Annotated in this window: 14 protein-coding genes; 6 read left to right on the top strand and 8 right to left on the bottom strand. The window is 44.7% G+C overall.

Features of this window, described 5'->3' with window-relative positions:
• Positions 1–107 precede the first annotated feature (107 nt).
• The 4 genes from EPX21_RS09690 to rimP form a co-directional block, all read right to left on the bottom strand.
• The gene (locus tag EPX21_RS09690) at positions 108–377 is read right to left on the bottom strand and encodes a hypothetical protein (protein ID WP_134089499.1); all 270 of its coding nucleotides are present in this window, start codon (positions 375–377) and stop codon (positions 108–110) included.
• Between the two features lie 156 nt (positions 378–533).
• Entirely contained in the window at positions 534–3,581 is a 3,048-nt protein-coding gene (gene infB, locus EPX21_RS09685) for a translation initiation factor IF-2 (RefSeq protein ID WP_134089498.1), read from the bottom strand.
• Between the two features lie 112 nt (positions 3,582–3,693).
• Complete coding sequence (gene nusA / locus EPX21_RS09680) at positions 3,694–4,929, bottom strand: transcription termination factor NusA (protein ID WP_134089497.1); 1,236 nt, start codon at positions 4,927–4,929, stop codon at positions 3,694–3,696.
• Positions 4,930–4,931: 2 nt separating this feature from the next.
• The gene (rimP, locus tag EPX21_RS09675; protein ID WP_134089495.1) at positions 4,932–5,396 is read right to left on the bottom strand and encodes a ribosome assembly cofactor RimP; all 465 of its coding nucleotides are present in this window, start codon (positions 5,394–5,396) and stop codon (positions 4,932–4,934) included.
• A gap of 191 nt (positions 5,397–5,587) precedes the next feature.
• Between rimP and EPX21_RS09670 the strand changes: the two genes are divergently transcribed.
• Together EPX21_RS09670 and EPX21_RS09665 are read left to right on the top strand one after the other, a co-directional pair.
• Positions 5,588–5,938 (top strand): phage holin family protein, encoded by a 351-nt coding sequence (locus tag EPX21_RS09670; protein WP_134089493.1) that lies wholly within the window; start codon positions 5,588–5,590, stop codon positions 5,936–5,938.
• 77 nt (positions 5,939–6,015) lie between these two features.
• Positions 6,016–7,122: a lactonase family protein gene (locus EPX21_RS09665; protein ID WP_134089491.1), complete on the top strand. Its 1,107-nt coding sequence runs from the start codon at positions 6,016–6,018 to the stop codon at positions 7,120–7,122.
• 34 nt (positions 7,123–7,156) lie between these two features.
• Here the strand turns inward: EPX21_RS09665 and bshA are convergent, their stop codons facing one another.
• Positions 7,157–8,299: an N-acetyl-alpha-D-glucosaminyl L-malate synthase BshA gene (gene bshA, locus EPX21_RS09660; RefSeq protein WP_134089489.1), complete on the bottom strand. Its 1,143-nt coding sequence runs from the start codon at positions 8,297–8,299 to the stop codon at positions 7,157–7,159.
• A gap of 143 nt (positions 8,300–8,442) precedes the next feature.
• Positions 8,443–10,257, bottom strand: a complete 1,815-nt coding sequence (locus tag EPX21_RS09655) for a serine hydrolase (protein ID WP_134089487.1) — start codon at positions 10,255–10,257, stop codon at positions 8,443–8,445.
• 153 nt (positions 10,258–10,410) lie between these two features.
• Between EPX21_RS09655 and EPX21_RS09650 the strand changes: the two genes are divergently transcribed.
• The 3 genes from EPX21_RS09650 to miaA all read left to right on the top strand — a co-directional run bounded on the left by EPX21_RS09650 (position 10,411) and on the right by miaA (position 13,310).
• On the top strand, positions 10,411–11,199 hold the full coding sequence (locus EPX21_RS09650; RefSeq protein ID WP_134089485.1) for a hypothetical protein: 789 nt from the start codon (positions 10,411–10,413) through the stop codon (positions 11,197–11,199).
• A gap of 63 nt (positions 11,200–11,262) precedes the next feature.
• A complete protein-coding gene (locus EPX21_RS09645) occupies positions 11,263–12,420 on the top strand; it encodes a Gfo/Idh/MocA family protein (RefSeq protein WP_134089483.1) in 1,158 nt (385 codons plus the stop codon).
• On the top strand, positions 12,399–13,310 hold the full coding sequence (gene miaA / locus EPX21_RS09640) for a tRNA (adenosine(37)-N6)-dimethylallyltransferase MiaA (protein ID WP_134089481.1): 912 nt from the start codon (positions 12,399–12,401) through the stop codon (positions 13,308–13,310). The genes EPX21_RS09645 and miaA overlap by 22 nt, the downstream gene beginning before the upstream one ends.
• Before the next feature lie 36 nt (positions 13,311–13,346).
• On the opposite strand, the gene EPX21_RS09635 is transcribed toward miaA, so the two are convergent.
• Positions 13,347–15,500, bottom strand: a complete 2,154-nt coding sequence (locus EPX21_RS09635) for a S46 family peptidase (RefSeq protein WP_134089480.1) — start codon at positions 15,498–15,500, stop codon at positions 13,347–13,349.
• 123 nt (positions 15,501–15,623) lie between these two features.
• Complete coding sequence (locus EPX21_RS09630; RefSeq protein WP_134089479.1) at positions 15,624–18,035, bottom strand: OstA-like protein; 2,412 nt, start codon at positions 18,033–18,035, stop codon at positions 15,624–15,626.
• Between the two features lie 141 nt (positions 18,036–18,176).
• Here EPX21_RS09630 and tilS point away from each other — a divergent pair, with 141 nt between their 5' ends.
• Positions 18,177–19,508: a tRNA lysidine(34) synthetase TilS gene (gene tilS, locus EPX21_RS09625; protein ID WP_134089478.1), complete on the top strand. Its 1,332-nt coding sequence runs from the start codon at positions 18,177–18,179 to the stop codon at positions 19,506–19,508.
• Position 19,509 lies beyond the last annotated feature (1 nt).

Genomic DNA, 19,509 nt, shown 5'->3' with positions numbered 1-19,509 from the left:
TAATATGTTCTTTTTGGCTTGACCCAAAAAAGAACCAAAAAAGATCAAGGCTATGTAGGCTACCTTGCGCCTGATGGCCAAGCATCCATCGCGGTATTGGAGCCGCTTCACTTCCTCAATCTGCTTGGATATTGCAAAATGAAAGATACCGCCAATGCTTTGCTGCTCGCTGCTTCGGTATCCTCCAAGGTCATTTTTCCCACCACACAACGTCGTGTTACCAAGCGAAAGTGATACGGACGGTTAGAAGCAATATCCCTCCGTTCGACATAAAAATATCGCCTAGGAAATTTGCGGTTTGCATGTTGATGCGCTGCGGTTGTAGCAAAGTTCCAAGCGATGAGTTTATTCGCATTCTGTCCATTTTTGGTGCTCATGAGCTCCCTACGGTCGGTTTTTGTTACTTTTTGCGGAAAAAAGTAACGAAAAAGGTTCAATACCTTATGCAAATTATGCCTTCCGAAAGAAAGTACTTAATAAAAAAGGGGTTTCCCAACCGGAAAACCCCTTTTCTTGTTTATAGAAGAGCTTCTTTATAATTTTCTCTTTACTTCTACCTGTTCATAAGCTTCCACAATATCCCCGACTTTGATGTCGTTGAAATTGTAAATGTTTAATCCGCACTCATATCCCTGAGAAACTTCTTTAACATCATCTTTGTAGCGTTTTAGAGAGGCTAATTTACCGGAGTGAACCACAACACCGTCTCGAATCAAGCGAATATCGTGGTTGCGGTTAATTTTTCCATCTAGTACCATACAACCGGCGATGGTTCCCACTTTGCTGATTTTGAACGTTTCCCGGATTTCCACGTTGGCGACAATTTTTTCCTCAAACTTAGGAGCCAACATGCCTTCCATTGCGGCTTTCAACTCTTCGATCGCATCGTAAATAATGGAGTACAAACGGATGTCTATTTGTTCCTGCTCTGCTAATTTACGCGCATTTTGAGAAGGCCTTACCTGGAAACCTATAATGATAGCGTCTGATGCCGAAGCTAATAACACGTCCGATTCTGAAATCTGTCCAACCGATTTGTGGATGATATTTACTTGGATTTCTTCCGTAGACAATTTCAAAAGGGAGTCTGACAAGGCTTCAATAGAACCGTCCACGTCACCTTTTACAATTACATTGAGCTCTTTGAAGTTTCCAATAGCTAAACGGCGACCAATTTCGTCCAGCGTGATATGTTTCTGTGTACGAAGTCCTTGTTCCCGTTGCAGCTGTAAGCGTTTATTGGCAATTTGCCTAGCTTCCGCTTCGCTTTCAAGTACATAGAATTTATCGCCCGCCGTAGGTGCACCATTCATACCCAGTAGCTGTATAGGTGTAGACGGACCGGCTTCGGTAACTTTTTGGCCCCGCTCATTCGTCAGTGCCTTCACTTTACCGCTATGCGATCCGGCCAATATCGGGTCACCGATACGTAAGGTACCCCCTTCTATTAAGACCGTTGTTACGATACCTCGTCCTTTGTCTAAAGCCGCCTCTACAACCGATCCAACGGCACGTTTTTTCGGGTCTGCCTTCAAATCTAATAATTCAGCTTCCAAAAGCACTTTTTCCAAGAGCAAATCGACGTTTAAACCGGTTTTACCAGAAATCTCCTGGGCCTGATATTTTCCACCCCAGTCTTCCACCAAAATGTTCATGGCAGAAAGCTGTTCCCGGATCTTATCGGCATTGGCGCCGGGTTTATCTATTTTCGTAAAGGCAAAAACAATCGGTACTCCAGCAGCTTGGGCATGGTTTATTGCCTCTTTCGTTTGTGGCATCACACTGTCATCAGCTGCAATGACGATGATGGCAATATCCGTTATTTTTGCACCGCGGGCACGCATCGCCGTAAAGGCCTCGTGACCTGGTGTATCCAAAAAGGTGATTTTTCGTCCATCGTCCAATTTAACAGCATAAGCCCCGATGTGTTGGGTAATGCCTCCGGCTTCTCCTCCGATAACGTTGGTTTTTCTTACGTAATCCAGTAGTGAGGTCTTACCGTGGTCAACGTGTCCCATTACCGTAACAATAGGCGCACGTGGAATTAAATTATCCGGATTATCTTCCTCTTCCAATGAATGTGTTTCCTCATCCTCAGGCTTCACAAATTCAACTTCGTAGCCAAATTCATCAGCAACAATCGTAAGAGTCTCTGCATCTAATCGTTGGTTGATAGAAGCAAATATACCTAAGCTCATACAAGTGGAAATAACCTGCGTTACCGAAACGTCCATCATGTTCGCCAATTCGTTTGCTGTAACAAACTCGGTAACACGGAGCACTTTCGACTGCATCTCTCTTTCCATAGCCGCTTCTTCGGCAGATAAAGCGACATCATCCCGCTTCTGACGGCGTAATTTCGCTCTTTGTGCAAATTTGCCCGACTTACCGGCACCGCTTAGACGTGCCAGCGTCGCCTTTATTTGATCTTGTATCTCTTTTTCTGTAGGCTCTTCCTTCGGCGTTTCCGTATGTCGGCCACGGCCTTTGAAATCGTGCTTGCCTTTACCTCTATGGTCAGGCCTTTGCCCGCCTTGATTTTGCCCTTGGCCTGGATGAGGACGGTTTTGCGTTTGACCGCCGCCTCCGGCAGCAGCCTGGCCGCCTCGTTGCTGTTGGTTATTATCTCCCGGGCGATTTTGATGTCCGCCGAGTGTATTACGTTTCCGCTTACGCTTATGGTCGGATACCCCACCGGCACCCGAAGAGGAAGCGATAGGTTGATCCTTGCGTTTTTGAGGAGAACTAGGTAATTCTATTTTACCAATTACTTTCGGGCCACTTAAGTGCTCTGCACGCGCTCTGAACACCTCATTTTGAGGGGCAGGCGTTGGAGTAGGTGCAGCTTCTTTAGCCGGTTCTTTTGGCTGTGCAGCACTTGGTTTGTCGACTTCAGTTTTTGGCTGCTCGCTTTGTGCTGCCGGTATTTCCTCGGCTCTTTTTGGCTCTTCAGGCACAGAGGGAGCCTGTGGCTTCTCTTCCGCAATAGGGGCCTCTTTAGGAGGCTCTGGAGCTACTTCGGCCTTAGACTCTACAATAGGAGCCGGCTTTTCTACCGATGGTTCCAGTTTGGGTTCTTCTTTAATATAAGGTTTTTTGTCAGGCCTGCTGCGTTGATTAATGCTCGAAAGGTCTATTTTTCCAACAACTTTTACGCCCATCGAAGGTTCTGCACCTGGTTCTTTGCTTTTATCTTTTTGCTCATCGGTAGAAGGTTCCTTTTGCTGAGCTTTGTAAGCGCTCGCTTTAGAATCCTCAACAGAAGGGGAGAAAGCGCTATTATTTTTAATTAATATCTCATCATTTTCAACCTCAGGCTGCGTTGTTTTTGATGTAGTGGCTTCAATAGGGGCCTCCTCGCGACGAATCTTGCCAATAACAATCTGATTGGCTTCCTCTTTCACGATCTTGTCTCCTTGAAACTCTCTCAGAAGAACCTCATACATGTCTCGGTCTAACTTAGTGTTAGGCTTCGCCTCGATTTCATAGCCCTTCTTTGCTAAAAAATCTACAGCTGTACCAATTCCGATATTCAGTTCCTTCGCAGCTTTCAGTAAGTTTATGCTTTTACCTTCTGTCATTTAATCTATTTACCTCTTAATTTATGATGTTATATTACAAAAGTATACTTTTTAGTTGTTTATTACTAAAATAATGAACAAAGCATTCTTTTGTTTGTGCACGTTCGCGAAATTACTCAAATTCTGCACGTAACACTTGCACAACTTCTTGTATGGTGTTTTCTTCTAAATCAGTGCGGCGAACAAGTTCGTCCATTGACAAGGCTAATACTGATTTTGCTGTATCCAAGCCGACGCGTTTAAATTCGTCCAAAATCCAGCCGTCGATTTCGTCTGCAAATTCTTCTAAATCCACATCTTCATCGTTCTCGTTACTTTCTCTGTATACATCGATTTCATAGCCGGTCAACTTACCCGCTAATTTGATGTTATGTCCGCCACGTCCGATCGCGAGCGAAACCTGGTCCGATTGAAGATAAACGGCCGCTCTTTTCTCTTCGTCATCTAACTTGATAGAACTGATTCTGGCCGGACTCAATGCACGCTGTATATAGAGTGATATATTGTTCGTGAAGTTAATTACGTCGATGTTCTCATTGCGCAGCTCCCGAACAATCCCATGAATACGGGAACCCTTCATACCCACACAGGCGCCAACCGGATCAATCCGATCGTCATAAGATTCAACGGCTACTTTTGCCCGTTCGCCCGGCTCCCGGACAATGTTCTTAATCGTGATCAAACCATCAAAAATCTCGGGAACTTCCAGCTCAAATAAACGCTGTAAGAATTCCGGCGCAGTACGTGAGATAATGATTTTAGGCGTAGTATTCATCATATCTACCTTGTAAACCACGGCTCGGATGGTATCTCCCTTTTTGAAATAATCCGCCGGGATCTGCTCCGTTTTAGGTAATATCAGTTCATTTCCTTCATCATCTAACACCAGCGTCTCTTTCTTCCAGATCTGATACACTTCCCCTGTAACGATTTCGCCTACACGATCTTTATATTTTTTGAAGATCTCGTCTTTTTCAAGCTCCAATACTTTTGAAACCAAGGTCTGTCTTGCGGCGAGAATGGCTCTTCTGCCAAAACTCTCCAAAGTGATCTCTTCAATGAAGTCATCACCGATTTCTAAATCCGGATCTACTTTTCGTGCTTCTGCAAGTTCGATCTCCAAATCGTCATCTTCTGAAAATTCGTCCGCTACAACCGTTCTTGTACGCCAGATTTCCAAGTCACCATTATCCGGGTTCACAATCACGTCACAGTTTTCGTCTGTACCAAACCGTTTCCGTATCATGCTTCTGAATACTTCTTCCAGCACACTGATCACCGTCGGACGGTCAATATTTTTGAAGTCTTTAAACTCCTGAAATGAGTCTATTAAATTTATATTGCTCATTTTTATTTAAATGAAATTAAAACCTTTGTTTCTGTTATTTGATCCAGCGGAACAATTGCTTCCAACTGCGTTGCTTTTTTGCCTTTTTCTTTAACCGTTTCTAATAAGGTTAGCTCCTTTTCCGAAGCTGCTAGTAATGTTCCTTCTCGTTTCGTTCCGTCGATCATTTTCAAAGCCACTGATCGCCCGATGTTCTTTTGATATTGGCGGCCTAATTTAAGAGGAGCGTCAATGCCCGGCGACGATACTTCCAGATTATACGCATTTTCAATAGCGTTTTCTTCTTCCAGATGATAGCCTACATGTCGGCTGATCGCTACACAATCTTGTATACTAACACCTTGATCACCATCTACATGGATAATCAACTTGCCGTTAACATGCATCTTAACGTCTACTAAAAATAAATCCGGCCGATCCGCAATCTTCTCTTCTACTAATTCTGTTACCCTTTTCTCGATACCCATATTGAATTTGCAAAGTTCTTGTAATGAAAAGAGGGGACTATAGCTGTCCCCTCTTTCTTCAAGATAGGCAAATGTACGACAAATATTTTATAATTCAAACAGTTGATTTTCTTGCTACAACGAAATTCAATGACGGATTTTCTTAAACATTTTCTTCCTTTCGGCGTTTGAGTAATAACAAAAGAGCATATATGAGGTTTATCATTGAGTTAATAATCACAGGGCTGGCCGTTATGGCGGCGGCCTACGTTGTTCCGGGGGCTGAAGTATCAGGCTTTTGGAGTGCTATGTTTGCAGGTATATTAATCGGTTTGGCTAATGCAACAGTTGGCACGATCCTGCGTATCTTTACCTTGCCCCTCAACATTTTAACCTTGGGCTTGGTCTCCTTTATTATCACGGTATTAATGGTAATGTTGGTCAGCAGCATCATGAGCGGTTTTTCGGTGAGCGGTTTCTTTTCAGCATTGTTCTTCGCCATTTTAACGGCTATTATCCAAATGATTCTGAGTAGTATTTTTGGCACCAACCGCGAAAGCTAGTTGGTGTTACTTTATATTTTACGTATACTTGGTTTTGTAAAATGAAGTTTATGAAACCGCTCCATAGAGTCCTATTAATGTATTGTACAATCTTGCTGCCAATGGTGTCAAATGCGCAATCCAAAACGATTAATGTACTGATCGGTACCTATACCAATACCGGTAAAAGCAAAGGGATTTACGTGTATGCTTTTGATCCCAACACGGGGCGCTTAAGCTTAAAAAATGAAATTGAATCGGCAAACCCGTCTTTTCTGGCATTGAGTAGCGATAAAAAATTCGTATACGCTGTTAATGAATTGGAAAAAGGGGAGGGCACAATAAGTGCCTTCCAGTACAAGCGGGCAGATGGTAAACTCAGCTTATTAAATACGCAATTGACCCATGGAGATAGCCCCTGTCATGTAACGGTTGATGCTAATACGCGCTATGCCGTTGCTTCCAACTATTCTGGAGGCAGCTTTACGGTCTTCGGTATTCAGCCTGACGGCCGACTGAGCGAAAAAGTTCAATTGGTAAAGCATGAAGGAAGCGGACCGGATAAAAGCCGGCAAGAAGGGCCACATGTTCATTCTGCGACATTCTCGCCCGATGGTAAGTTTCTGCTGGTGCAAGATCTTGGCACGGATCGCATTACCATTTATCGCTATGACGCTTCGGATAACAAGCAGCCGGTGGCATTAACAGCGGTGAACGAGGCGAAGGCATCGCCGGGCAGTGGCCCGAGGCATTTAACCTTCTCAAAAGATGGAAAATATGTTTACCTGGTACAGGAAATGAAGGCAGCAATTACTGTCTATTCCTATAAAGACGGTCATTTAACGCCCATACAGGAAGTCAGTATGCTGAACCCTTCCTTCGGCGGAGAGGTAGGAGCGGCAGATGTCCACATTTCTCCTGATGGAAAGTTTCTGTATGCATCAAACCGAGGGGAGGCAAATGACATTGCCATCTATTCCATTAATGCCGCGACCGGAGAAATAAGCCATATCGGAAATGAATCCGTGAAAGGTAAGGGACCTCGGAATTTCGCCATTGCCCCCGACGGTAAATTCCTGTTGGTGGCCAATCAATACACCGACGAAGTGATCGTTTTTGCACGCAATGAAGAAACGGGACGCTTAACAGATACAGGTAACCGGATCGACGTAGGGGCGCCGGTTTGCGTATTGTTTGATGAATAGATAAAGCCTTATAGAGACAGCTTTATCGCCGACTCTATAAGACCTTTTCGTTTACTAGCGAAATCACCTCCTGATAATATTGCTCGTAGATGGGCAAGATCAAGCCCAGATCGAACTCTTTCGCGCGTGCCAGGGCGGCCGATTTAAAGGCGGCTAGCCGCTCGTCATCTTCCAGTATATAAACGGCATGTGCAGCCATGCTGTCGATAGCGCCCACGTCATCCAAGAACCCGGTTTTACCATCGATATTTAACTCCGGTAAGCCGCCTGCATTGGATGAGATAACCGGTACGCTGCAGGCCATCGCTTCCAAGGCTGCTAAGCCAAAGCTTTCCGATTCAGAAGGCATCATAAAAAGATCTGCAACGGAGAGAATCTCTTCAATCGCATCTTGTTTTCCCAGAAAACGTACATCGTTGCAAACGCCTAAATCCCTACATAATTGCTCTGCGTTTACCCGATCGGGGCCATCGCCCACCATTAAGAGCTTGCATTTGATTTTTTCTTGTATCTTTTGAAATACTTTTATAACGTCCGATGTCCGCTTTACTCGTCTAAAGTTAGACGTGTGGACCAAAATACGTTCGTCTCCCGGGGCGATTGCTTTCTTGAAATGCTCCCTGGGTTTTAGACGAAAGCGTGTCAAGTCTATAAAGTTAGGAATTACGCGAATGTCTTTGATTACTTCAAAATGGCTTAACGTGTCTTCTTTCAAATTCGTTGATACTGCCGTTACGCCGTCCGACTGGTTGATGGAGAATGTAACCACCGGATTGTACGTCGGATCTTTTCCCACCAAGGTGATATCGGTTCCATGAAGCGTCGTAACAACGGGAATGCGAATGCCATAACTCTCCAGAATCTGCTTTGCCATAAACGCGGCCGATGCATGCGGGATGGCATAATGTACGTGTAAAAGATCCAGTTTTTCAAAACGAACCACATCTACCAGCTTACTGGCTAAAGCCAGTTCATAGGGAGGGAAATCAAATAGCGGGTATTTCGATATACTCACCTCATGGTAAAATAAATTCGCTGAAAAGAAGTCCAGCCGCGCCGGTTGGCTATAGGTAATAAAATGTACCTGATGGCCGTTAGCAGCAAGGCCTTTGCCCAATTCGGTAGCCACCACGCCACTACCGCCAAATGTTGGGTAACATACAATACCTATCTTCATTCGATGTGTACTAAATTTTAGCTATTGATCATAAACAATGGATGCAGGTAATGATGTCGCACTCAATTGTCTGATTTTTTTGTCAAATATGGATGCAAATTAAACGTTATTTTTTATAGTATTTGTTAAGCCTATGTCAAGTATTATTCCAGCCCTTTAGCGATTGCTTCGTAAATGGCGTCTTGAATGCGCGATCGGATATTAAGATCAAATAATTTAGTGGTAACTTTCGGATGCACGCGGTTGGATAAGAAAATATACGTTAACTGATGTTCGGGGTCCATCCAAATGCAAGTGCCCGTATAGCCGGTATGCCCATAAGTGGAGAGCGAAGCTAAAGCTGAAGGATAGGCTTTTTTCGCATCGGGGTCCTTTCGGTCAAAACCAAAGCCTCTGCGGCTGACGGCCGATTGCTTGCTTGTAAACTGCGTTACGGTGCTCGGAGCGAAATAGATTTCCCCGCCATAGGTGCCTTTATTTAACAGCATTTGTGCGTAAATTGCTAAATCGTTCGCTGTACTGAATATTCCCGCATGTCCCGCCACGCCATTGGCCATAGCAGCTCCCTGATCATGTACATAACCCTGCAAAAGGGTATCCCTGAAATCGATGTCATTTTCCGTAGGGACAATATCTTCTTTGGCGAAGCGCTTACGCGGGTTATATCCTGTTTTCAACATGCCTAAGGGTTGATAGAACTGCTCTTGAACATAGGATTCAATGGGCTGAGAAGCTTGTTGTTCTACTACTTCTTTCATGACGTACATGCTGATATCACTGTAAATATACTGACCCGGTGTTTCTACTTTGGAGGCGAGCATCTCTGGCCACATGACCTGCTGATAGTAATTGCTACGCAGGAAACGGCCATCGGCCAACTTTACATTATGGGTGGCCGACGAGTCCTTGCTTACATCGCCAGGTTTTAAGTTTTTATAAAAAGGAATGAATGGAATAAAGCCTGCCTGATGGAGCATAACGTCGCTGAGCTTGATGTTGCTTTTATTCGTTTGCCGCGCTTGGAAAAGATAATGGCCGATGGTTTCATTGAGGTCAATTTTTTTCTCTTCATAGAGGCGCATGACAGCCGGGGTGGTCGCTGTGATTTTGCTAATAGAAGCCATGTCAAAAATATCGGAAGTCTGTGTCGGGCGTTTGTTTTCATAGGTGTGGAAGCCATAGGCTTGCTCAAAAATGACCGTCCCATTTTTTACAATCATTACCACGGCGCCGGGCGTTGCCTTTTCAGCGATGGCTTCTCTTACAACTTCACCAATCGGGTCCGTTAAATTACTGCTCTTTATACCAACCGATTCGGGAAAATCATAGGCCAGGCGCGTTTTAATAGTTGTAAATCCGCTTCCTGCAGGGAAACGAGGCGAAATATTAGTGGTCAGTTTACCCGAAAGGGCAATTCCTCCAAAGACACCGGCGGCGCTGTTCTGCGCCGCAGCAAGCGTCGTGTCGGTCGACCAGACAATCGGAGCGGTCAATTCATCTAGTAACGCCAGCTTTTGAGGGGAACCAAACCCACAGAGAATTACTTTTTTGCTAGCTATTTCATTTTTGATAAAATCAAGCACCGGCTGGCTAGCGGCAACGTCCTTTGCAAGTTGGACGATCAGCAGGTTATGAAACTTAAGCTGTTCGCTCAATACCTTTAATGCCGCTAAGTTGCCATCGCTGTGGTAGGTATCAACAGCCGCATAGCGAGCTAACATGGCATTAAAGTCATCGGCGTGGTCAAAGCCGAGGTCGATGCTCGCAATTTTGTAGTTCCCAAGCCCGTTGATCGGAATCAAGCCTGCCTCGTTGTTCAAAACAACTGTTTGCGATAAACTTAGGTTCTTCTCAGCCAGCTCCTGCTGTATATTTTCTTGATGTTTGCTCTGCGCACAAGCATTTAAAGCAATCAGAAAGATGATAAGGAAAGAAGGGAAATGCTTTGGTATATACATAAAGTTTGCTTTTTGTGATATTTATCGAACTTAGGTAAATTAACTTTTATATACAATATTTAGAAATAGATATATTGAAATGGATCCTTCGGATAGAGCAAATGCTTTTCCGATAAAAAAAGTGAAAAGACACAAGTTTAGTATGTTTGCAATATGGAAGCTGAACATAAAAGCGTCGATAAATTAATAAAACAGCTGAAAGAGGAGTTCGGTATCCAAGTTTCTTTGGTCGAACGATCCGCAGCCCTCACACACATCGCTGTTGCTTCCATGGCCTTGGTTATTAAATTTTACAGCAGTCTCCATTTTGATGTGAAACACCGAGAAGAACCGTTGGCCGGTATTCGTCAAATACACTTAGACGAAGATCTCTTCTTAAGCAAAAACAAAGTGATAATGGCGAGACTTCGCGCGGCTTTGGGTTTGGCAAAGCGGGTATATGCACGCGATACGGTATTAACCCGAATCAATAAAGAAGAAGCGTTACGGTTTCAGGAAGAGCATCATTTACAAGTGCCGCTTCCGGGGAAATACCGCTATGGCCTATGGCACGAAGGTACTTTAACGGCGGTTGCGGTGTTCAGTGGCGGACGCAAGATGCGTGCCACAGCTTCCGATTACCGTTCTTTTGAATTATTGCGATTTTGTAATCGTTCCGGCTATTTAGTGGTAGGCGGCCTGAGCAAATTGTTAAAGGGTTTCGCGCGGGAATTCACACCCGGTGACATCATGACTTATGTCGATAAAGACTGGTCTTCCGGCGAGAATTATGAAAAGCTTGGCTTTCAATCCGAAGGAATATCGCCGCCACAATGCTTCTTGGTGCATGCCATTGAAAAAAAACGCTATCAAGATAAACGTTTCGATTTACCGGTTGATAAGGGCGCTTCCGCTCATCATGTGGAAAATCTGGGCAGTATAAAAATGCGTCAGGTGTTATAAGATCTTTTTTTTATTTTAGGCCGATACTTATAGGTCAACACCAATTAATTAAAACAAATAGCAATGAAAAGAAAACTTCGTATGGGCATGGTAGGCGGTGGTATTGATGCGTTTATTGGCTCAGTACATCGTATTGCCGCCCGAATGGACGGTTTGGTTGAATTAGTCTGCGGCGCTTTCAGCGTAAATCCAGAGGTTTCAAAAGAGTCCGGTGCGGCCTTGTTTATTGATCCAAGCCGGGTTTATGGTAGCTATCAGGAAATGATAGAAAAAGAAAGCCAGTTGCCGGAAGACATACGAATGGATTTTGTGACGATCGTTACGCCTAACTTTGTCCACTTTGATCCCGCCCGTTTAGCTTTGGAAAATGGCTTCAACGTAGTGCTCGAAAAGCCAATGACCTTCACCTTGGAAGAGGCTAAGCAATTGAGAGACCTGGTGGAAAGTACGGGGCTGACCTTAGCGCTTACGCATACGTACAGCGGTTATCCGATGGTTAAAGAGGCGAAAGCTTTAGTGAAAGACAACAAACTTGGCAAGATTCGAAAGGTAATTGTTGAATACCCGCAGGGGTGGTTAAGCCGCCTCAGCGAGCGCGAAGGGAATGCACAGGCCGCATGGCGGACAGACCCAAAACGTTCGGGAAAAAGTGGTGCCATGGGCGATATCGGTACGCATGCAGCCCATTTGGCAGAATACATTACCGGACTGAAGATTACGGATATTTGCGCTGATCTGAATACCTTGGTGGAAGGGCGACTGTTAGACGATGACGGCAACGTGCTGCTACGCTTTGATAACGGCGCGAACGGCGTTTTAATTGCTTCACAAATCGCAGCGGGTGATGAAAATGCGGTTCGCATAAGGGTATACGGTGAGCATGGCGGACTGGAATGGATACAGGAGGAGCCCAATAGCCTTTATGTTAACCTGCTGGATCAACCTAAGCAGATCTACCGCACAGGAAATGCTTACTTAAGTAATGCGGCTAAACACAATACCAGAATTCCTTCCGGACATCCCGAAGGCTTGTTGGAAGCCTTTGGAAACATCTACCGAAACTTCGTGTTAACGGTGTCTGCTAAATTAAACGGGGAAACGCCAACTCCTGAAATGCTTGATTTCCCTACCGTGGAAGATGGCGTAAGAGGAATGGCTTTTATCGATAATGTAGTAGCCAGTAGTGCTAGTAACGAAAAATGGACCAAATTCGTGGTTTAATATGCATTTTAGGACCAACGGCTTCGGGAAAGACCTCCCTGGCCGTTGCCCTTGCTAAAAAAATAAATGGCGCTATCATCAGTGCCGATTCACGGCAGGTATTCAGGGGAATGGATATCGGTACGGGTAAGGATTTGGCCGAATACGAGGGAGTTGATTATTACCTCATCGATATTCGCGATGCGGGGGCCGACTACCACGTTGCTCATTTTCAGGATGATTTTCAAGAAGCTTTGTTGAAGATACAGGCGCAAGGTAAAATACCGATTCTGTGTGGCGGAACCGGATTGTATATACAATCGGTATTACAGCATTATATGTTTACCGCTATTCCACGCAATGATAGCCTACGTTTCCACCTATTGGAAAAGGATATGGAGGAGCTCGAAAAGCTTTTTTTATCCATGCCTCAGCCCACCACCTTTAAAGCAGATATCAGTACTAAAAAACGGCTAATCAGAGCCATTGAAATCGCCAGCTGGCTGAAAGATAATCCACAGGCCGTCGTCAAGCAGCCGCAAAAGCCCGCCGCGCTGGTTTTCGGTATCCAATTATCATTGGACGATCGGCGTGCACGTATTACGCAGCGCTTGGAAAAACGCTTAGCTGCGGGATTAATCGATGAAGTGAAAAGGCTGATGGATGCCGGCGTTTCGGCTGATAAGCTTAAATTTTACGGCCTCGAGTATAAGTATGTAACCGCATTTCTCTTAGGAGAAATGGATAGACAGCAGTTATTTACTAAATTAAATACAGAGATCCATCGCTTTGCAAAGCGACAGATGACCTACTTCAGAAAGATGGAGAAAGATGGTATACACATCCATTGGTTGGACGGAACAGATTTCGTTGCTGAGAATGTCGAAAAAATAATAGGCTATCTTCTGTAACCAAAAGATAGCCTATTATTAAATACCTGTTTATTTCTATTTTTCTACAATAGTCATCTCATCTACTAAATGCTTCGCACCGGCAAATTTATCCATAATAAACAGGACATATCGGATGTCGACTGCAATGGTTCGTTGAAGCTGATGGTCAAAAATTACGTCACCTGCCATTGCTTCTATATTTCCATCGAAAGCAATTCCGATCAATTCGCCTGTTCCATTAATAACAGGTGATCCCGAGTTGCCCCCGGTAATGTCGTTGTTGGTCAGGAAATTGACTGGCAGATAGCCCGCTTTATCCGCATATCGGCCAAAATCTTTGGCTTCGTAAAGGTCGATCAGTTTCTGAGGAAGGTCGAACTCCTCATCATTGGGCTTATATTTCGCAACCGTTCCTTTAAGCGTTGTATAGTAGTTCTCTTTTGCATCATTCCGTGGATCGGCAGGAAGTGCAGTAATCTTACCGTAAGTCAAACGCAAGGTGCTATTGGCATCCGGATAATATACCTTTTTCGGATTGGCTTTGCGCATGCCCTCAACCATCAGTCTGAAAGCGCGTTGAAAATTCTCCTCCTCTTTCTTTTGTTCTTCATCCGTATAGCGATAGCGGTTCATTAAATCTGATGAAAGAAGGAAAAGCGGATCTTGTTCTATCAATGCCGCGTTGGCGTTGGTTAAAAACGCTAGCAGCTTTTCCGGCGACGAAAAGATACTCGTTTCAAATGCTTTCTTCACGTAGGAGTCAAACTCACCACCGTTTACCTGAGCAAGTGAGTCGACACGTGGCGCCAATCCGCCGGCCTTTGCCTTCGCCGCATATAAATTTAGTTCAGCGGCCAAAACATCCTGTTCCAAAGGCAAATACAACTTCTCATATTGGTTGGCTATCTCTTCGCTCAAAGGCGATTTGAGTTCTGCTCGTTTAGCATCGTTGCTGTTGGCGTAAATCAATAAGGCCCTGCCCAATACATAAGGTAAAGAGGAAAAAGTACTGGAGCGTAACATACCCATCATATAGTTGTCGTGGCGACTTTGTTCGTTGGTCAGCTCGTAATAGCGGTTAATGTTTGTGATGACCTGGCCAAACCGATCCTTGTTGCCTTTCTTGTTCGCCCAAAGATTAAATTTTGCTTCTTCGGCACGTTTGGTCGTCGCTGTTTGGTGCTTGCTCAGGGCATCGATCATGCCTTGTCTATTTTTCCAATAATTGGCCACCTGCGCATATTTAGAGGCATACTCGAGCTTCACTTGTTGGTTTTGGTCCATGTGTTTTTTCATGTTATCCATACCAACTTTGGAAGCCTCAACCCAAGCGGGATAGGCAAAGTTGACGTTCTGATCAATGCCGGAGGCAGGCATCCACCGATTGGTGCGGCCGGGATAGCCTAAAATCATGGCAAAATCGTTGTCTTGAAAACCTTTCAGACTGATTGGCAAATGGTATTTTGGCTTTAACGGAACATTGCTTTGACTGTATTCGGCTGGATTCCCCTCGCGATCGGCGTAAACGCGAAATAATGAAAAGTCTCCCGTGTGGCGGGGCCATTCCCAATTGTCGGTATCACCGCCAAATTTCCCGATACTATTCGGTGGTGTGCCCACGAGCCGAACATCATTATAATCTTGATATACGAAGTAATAATACTCGTTACCATTGTAGAACGATTTGACGGACACCACATATTTTCCTCCTTCATTGTTCTCTTGTTCAATGAGCGCTATTTCCTGGTTAATGACCCGTTGTCTTTCCTGCTCGTCCATCTGGTCGTTTACCTTAGCTAAGATGCGTTTCGAAACGTCGTCCATACGAACAAAAAAGCGGACGGAAAGCGACTTCGGCTTCAGCTCTTCCGGCTTACTTCCGGCCCAAAAGCCATTGGTTAAATAGTCGTGCTCAGGTGTAGAAAGCTCAGCGATGGCGCCGTAGCCGCAGTGATGGTTGGTCAGCACTAAACCGTCTTTTGAGACAATCTCAGCGGTACAGCCTCCTCCAAATTGGACGATGGCATCTTTTAAGCTCGAATGATTAATGCTGTAAATTTCTTCAGAGCTTAACTGTAAACCCATCTTTTGCATATCCCGGTGGTTCAATCGGTCGATATGCATAAGAAACCACATGCCCTCGTCTGCCCTTACGCCGGTAAAGGAAAGTAAGAATAAGACTAAAAACCAAATGTTCTTTGTTTTCATATGTTTTTTATGTGTAATATTTTTTGCCAAGACAATTCGTCGGTTAAATAGTTGGTTCCTGGCAAAGCTATTTATGTAAGGCAACAAAGATGCATTTTATTTATTTGCAATGCAAGTGGCCCGTCAGTTGCTAATAGGAGGGGTTCCTTTTTTGACCAGACTGTCGGGCAGCTGTTTTTGTTCTTCGGCGGTGATGCCGTTTTCTTTCCCTTCAGGCGCTTTCTTCTTGTCTTGATCTTCAGCGCTATCGGAATCTTCTTGTTTTTCCTTCAATGGTTGCTTCGGCAGCGCGCTAGATTGAGTGGTATCCCGCTGTAAGCTGTCGCTTGCCGTCACAGCGGTTGTATCTGTTACGGGTTCCGGTATGGCAGCAATGGGATTGATAATTTCTTCCTTGCTTTTAGGCCTGTCTTTTGGCTTCCAAATAAAGCCGGGAAGTATTTCTTTATCGGCATCAAATGCAGCAACCGGCGTATAGCTCGTTTCGGTTTTTCGGATATTAAGTATTTCAGCAACCTCATTGTCGCTGAATATTATTTTTATACGGGCTCCTATACTTTTGGTCATACCGTTGATCTTATTACTTTCTTGGGTATAGTAAATGCTTTCCGCATTTCCATCGACATACATAAGATCTAGTTTGTTATTACGGAAGAAGCCGGTAATTTTACGACCTTTGACTTGATTGAATTTAACAGAGTCCAACTGGGTACTTACAATGAAAGCGTTGGCCTTTAGCAGCATATTATCGAGCTTCTGGTTTTTAAGCTGCATATAAATGGTATCACCCGACAGCTGGGATCCCTGGGCCCAGATCATTGGATTCCCATAACACCTAATAATCGAATCTGGGTAGCCATAGTAGGCCGAATCGGCCCTGGCCTGCAGGTCCGATTTGAAAATGCGCATATGATGGAAGGCCTTCACAATACGTGTCCGTGCAGTATCTAGCGTACTTGAATCTCTCGGAGCGGCATTCAAGGCTGAATTTTTCGCCAGTAACAGCGAACTATCGGCCTCGCCAACTTTAGGCGGGCTGCCCATGGAATCAATTAATAGGCTGTCGGCGGCGAGCTCCTTACTGATCAGTTGCCGTTCACTTTTCATGACGGAATCCTCACGAAGTTTGGTGCTTTGGGCAACCGCTCTTTGGAGGCTGTCTTCATTAAGCTCGGTCAGCGGCGATGTTTTGTTAAGACTGTCTTTACCGGCCATCCGCATCAGGGAATCAGCGGATAAATCGACGCCCGGTGGGGCTCCACCTGGCGTAGAGACGCGCGCCAAACTGTCGGTAAATGCGGATGACTGCGCCAGATCAAGACTGTCCGGACCGTTCAAAAGGGTGGAGTCAGCAGCTGTTGCATCGAAGTCTTCTGAAGACAGGCTATCCAAAGATCCTTCCGTAAAGTCTTCTTCCTCTTCTGCATCTAAATCGCCGCCATCTCGACGTAAATTAAGTTCAATCGGTTTGTAATCCCTCAGAAAAATAACCTGCGAATACAGGGTGTCGGCGGCCATATAAACCGAATCGGTCTTTTTGGTAGCTGGTGTCTCCGCTGCCGTGTCACGGCTTATCGAATCTTGCGCAGCCAGTTGCAGCTCCGCTAAGCTATCTGTAGCGAGGCTGTCTCGCCCACTGTCCCTAGCCGTTGAATCGTTGTTTACCACCATAATCATATAGGCCCTTTCGGTCATCGTGATGCTTTCATCCTTTTTTAAGTAGATCCCTCGCTGCCCATACAAAATTCCCTGCTGTGCCGTGTCGATAAAGACGACGTTTTTTATGGCCCTTCCATAACCGAGCTTACCATCGTAATAAAGGCTATCGCCCCGTAAGAACTTACTGCCCTCGGTATACAAATTGTTTTTCCCGAAACGTGCGCGGTCGCTCTCGGTATGGTAGTCTCCATTTTCTGTATAAAGATTACCGCCATTTTTACCCTTTATATTCGTAGGCCCATAAAAATAGGCCATTTTTGATAGCGAATTATAGCGTAGCGTATCGGTAAAAATATTAGATTGCGAAGTGCGGACTACTACGTCATGCCTAAAATAAGCGTCTGAGCTGTTCTCAAAATAATAGCCCGTCTTGCTGTTCAAAGTATCTTTTTCGTTCACGATTCGGCCGCCGTCGGTGTAGGTGCCTATTTTCGAATTGAGGTTATACGTGAGGTGATTTGTTGTTAAAACAGCGCCTTTGGGATCTACCATTCTAACGTTATTGGTCAATATCGCAATTCGGTCATCTTTAATGTAATGTAACTTATCAGCATATACCACCGTGCCATTTGGCTGTGTGATAACCACGTTGCCAAAGGCATCAAAAAAGCGTTCCTCCGGATTGTAGTCGGAACTATCAGCCGATAAAGTGCTGCCTTCGTGCAAAAAGACCGGTTTGTAAAATCTGTTAACGCCCCATTCCTTTCGTGCCTCATAATCACGTGAACTGATTAATCGGACTTCCTTTTGTGCTTGAACATAAAAAGGCAGTATGCAGCATAACCAGGTTAACAGTACAATACATTTTTTCACCATGCAAAGTTACCTAAATAAACATCGGGAAGGAATGTTTTAAGAAATTTTAACAAAGGTGCTCGCTATGCGAGCCAATCCAAAGGGAACTCACGTTATAATCAATGGGCGCTCTACAACGAACAATTTTTATACCTTTGACCCATGGACCTTTTGGAGCGTTTTTTAAAATTCAGTGAGGAGAACAGGCTGTTTAACCGGAAAGACCGCGTACTGCTGGCCGTTAGTGGTGGCAGGGATTCGGTACTTATGACTTATTTATTCGCAAAAGCCGGACTAGCTTTCGGGATTGCCCACTGCAATTTCGGATTAAGAGGCGAAAACGCCGATGACGATGAAAGGTTGGTTACAGCCTTAGCCGCTGAGTTAAACGTACCTTTATATAGTAAGCATTTTGATACAGCAGCTTATGCAAAAGAGAAGGGTATTTCCACCGAAATGGCGGCGAGGGCCTTGCGGTACGCATGGTTCGAGCAGCTCCGGACAACCGAAAACTACCAATACGTCGCGGTTGCCCATCATCAGAATGACTCCTTGGAAACTGTACTGCTGAACCTCACAAGAGGCACCGGCATTGCTGGCTTACATGGTATTTTACCCAAAAGGGGAGCGCTTATCCGGCCCTTATTATTCCTGACGCGCGCGGAAGTTACCGCAGCTGTGTCGGAAAGAAATTTAGCCTATCGGGAAGATGAATCTAACCTTTCTATTGACTATTTGCGGAATAAAATTCGGTTGGAGGTGGTGCCCCGATTGAAAGAAATCAACCCCTCGCTCGAAAAAACGTTTCAGGAAAACAGTAAGCGGTTTGAAGAACTGGAAACCTTGCTGAAGAATTATAGCGATCAATTAAGGAGGAAACTATTTATTGAAACCGCATCCAAGACTTATCAGATCGAGTTAAAAGCGCTTCAAGAGCTGCGGCCCTTGCGCACCCTGATGTACGAACTGTTTAAACCCTACCAATTTCTTCCCGAGGTTCTTGATGATTTGATTTCAATCTGGAATAATGATAATCGCGTTGGAAAGCAATTTCATTCGGCGAGCCACAAATTGTTGGTCGACCGGACGAACTTGATCCTCAAAACAAGTGAACCGGCAGATCCGCTAAACCAGCTTTTTACCTTTGATCAAGAGGTTACCTACAAAGGATATCAGTTGCGTATGCAATTTGCAGAAAACCTCGATAAAGTCAACGAGTTTGGAAAAGCCGCTGTAGATGCCGATAAATTGATCTTTCCGCTTTTGGTACGGTCTTGGCAAGAGGGTGATTGGTTCAAGCCCTTGGGGATGAGCGGAAAAAAGAAGTTGAGCGACTATTTTATATCCTTAAAGATACCGCGCTTCAACAAAAGCGAGATCCCGTTATTGGTCAACGGAAATGGCGATATCATTTGGGTAATACCTTACCGGATGGACGATCGGTATAAAATTACCGACAAAACGAAAAAAGTTGCTATTTTAGAGTGCATATAAT

Origin of the sequence: Olivibacter sp. XZL3 (genome assembly GCF_004368405.1) — a bacterium.
Classification (GTDB): domain Bacteria; phylum Bacteroidota; class Bacteroidia; order Sphingobacteriales; family Sphingobacteriaceae; genus Olivibacter.
The sequence above is the reverse complement of the archived record's forward strand: the minus strand, read 5'-3'. Positions and strand labels throughout refer to the sequence as shown.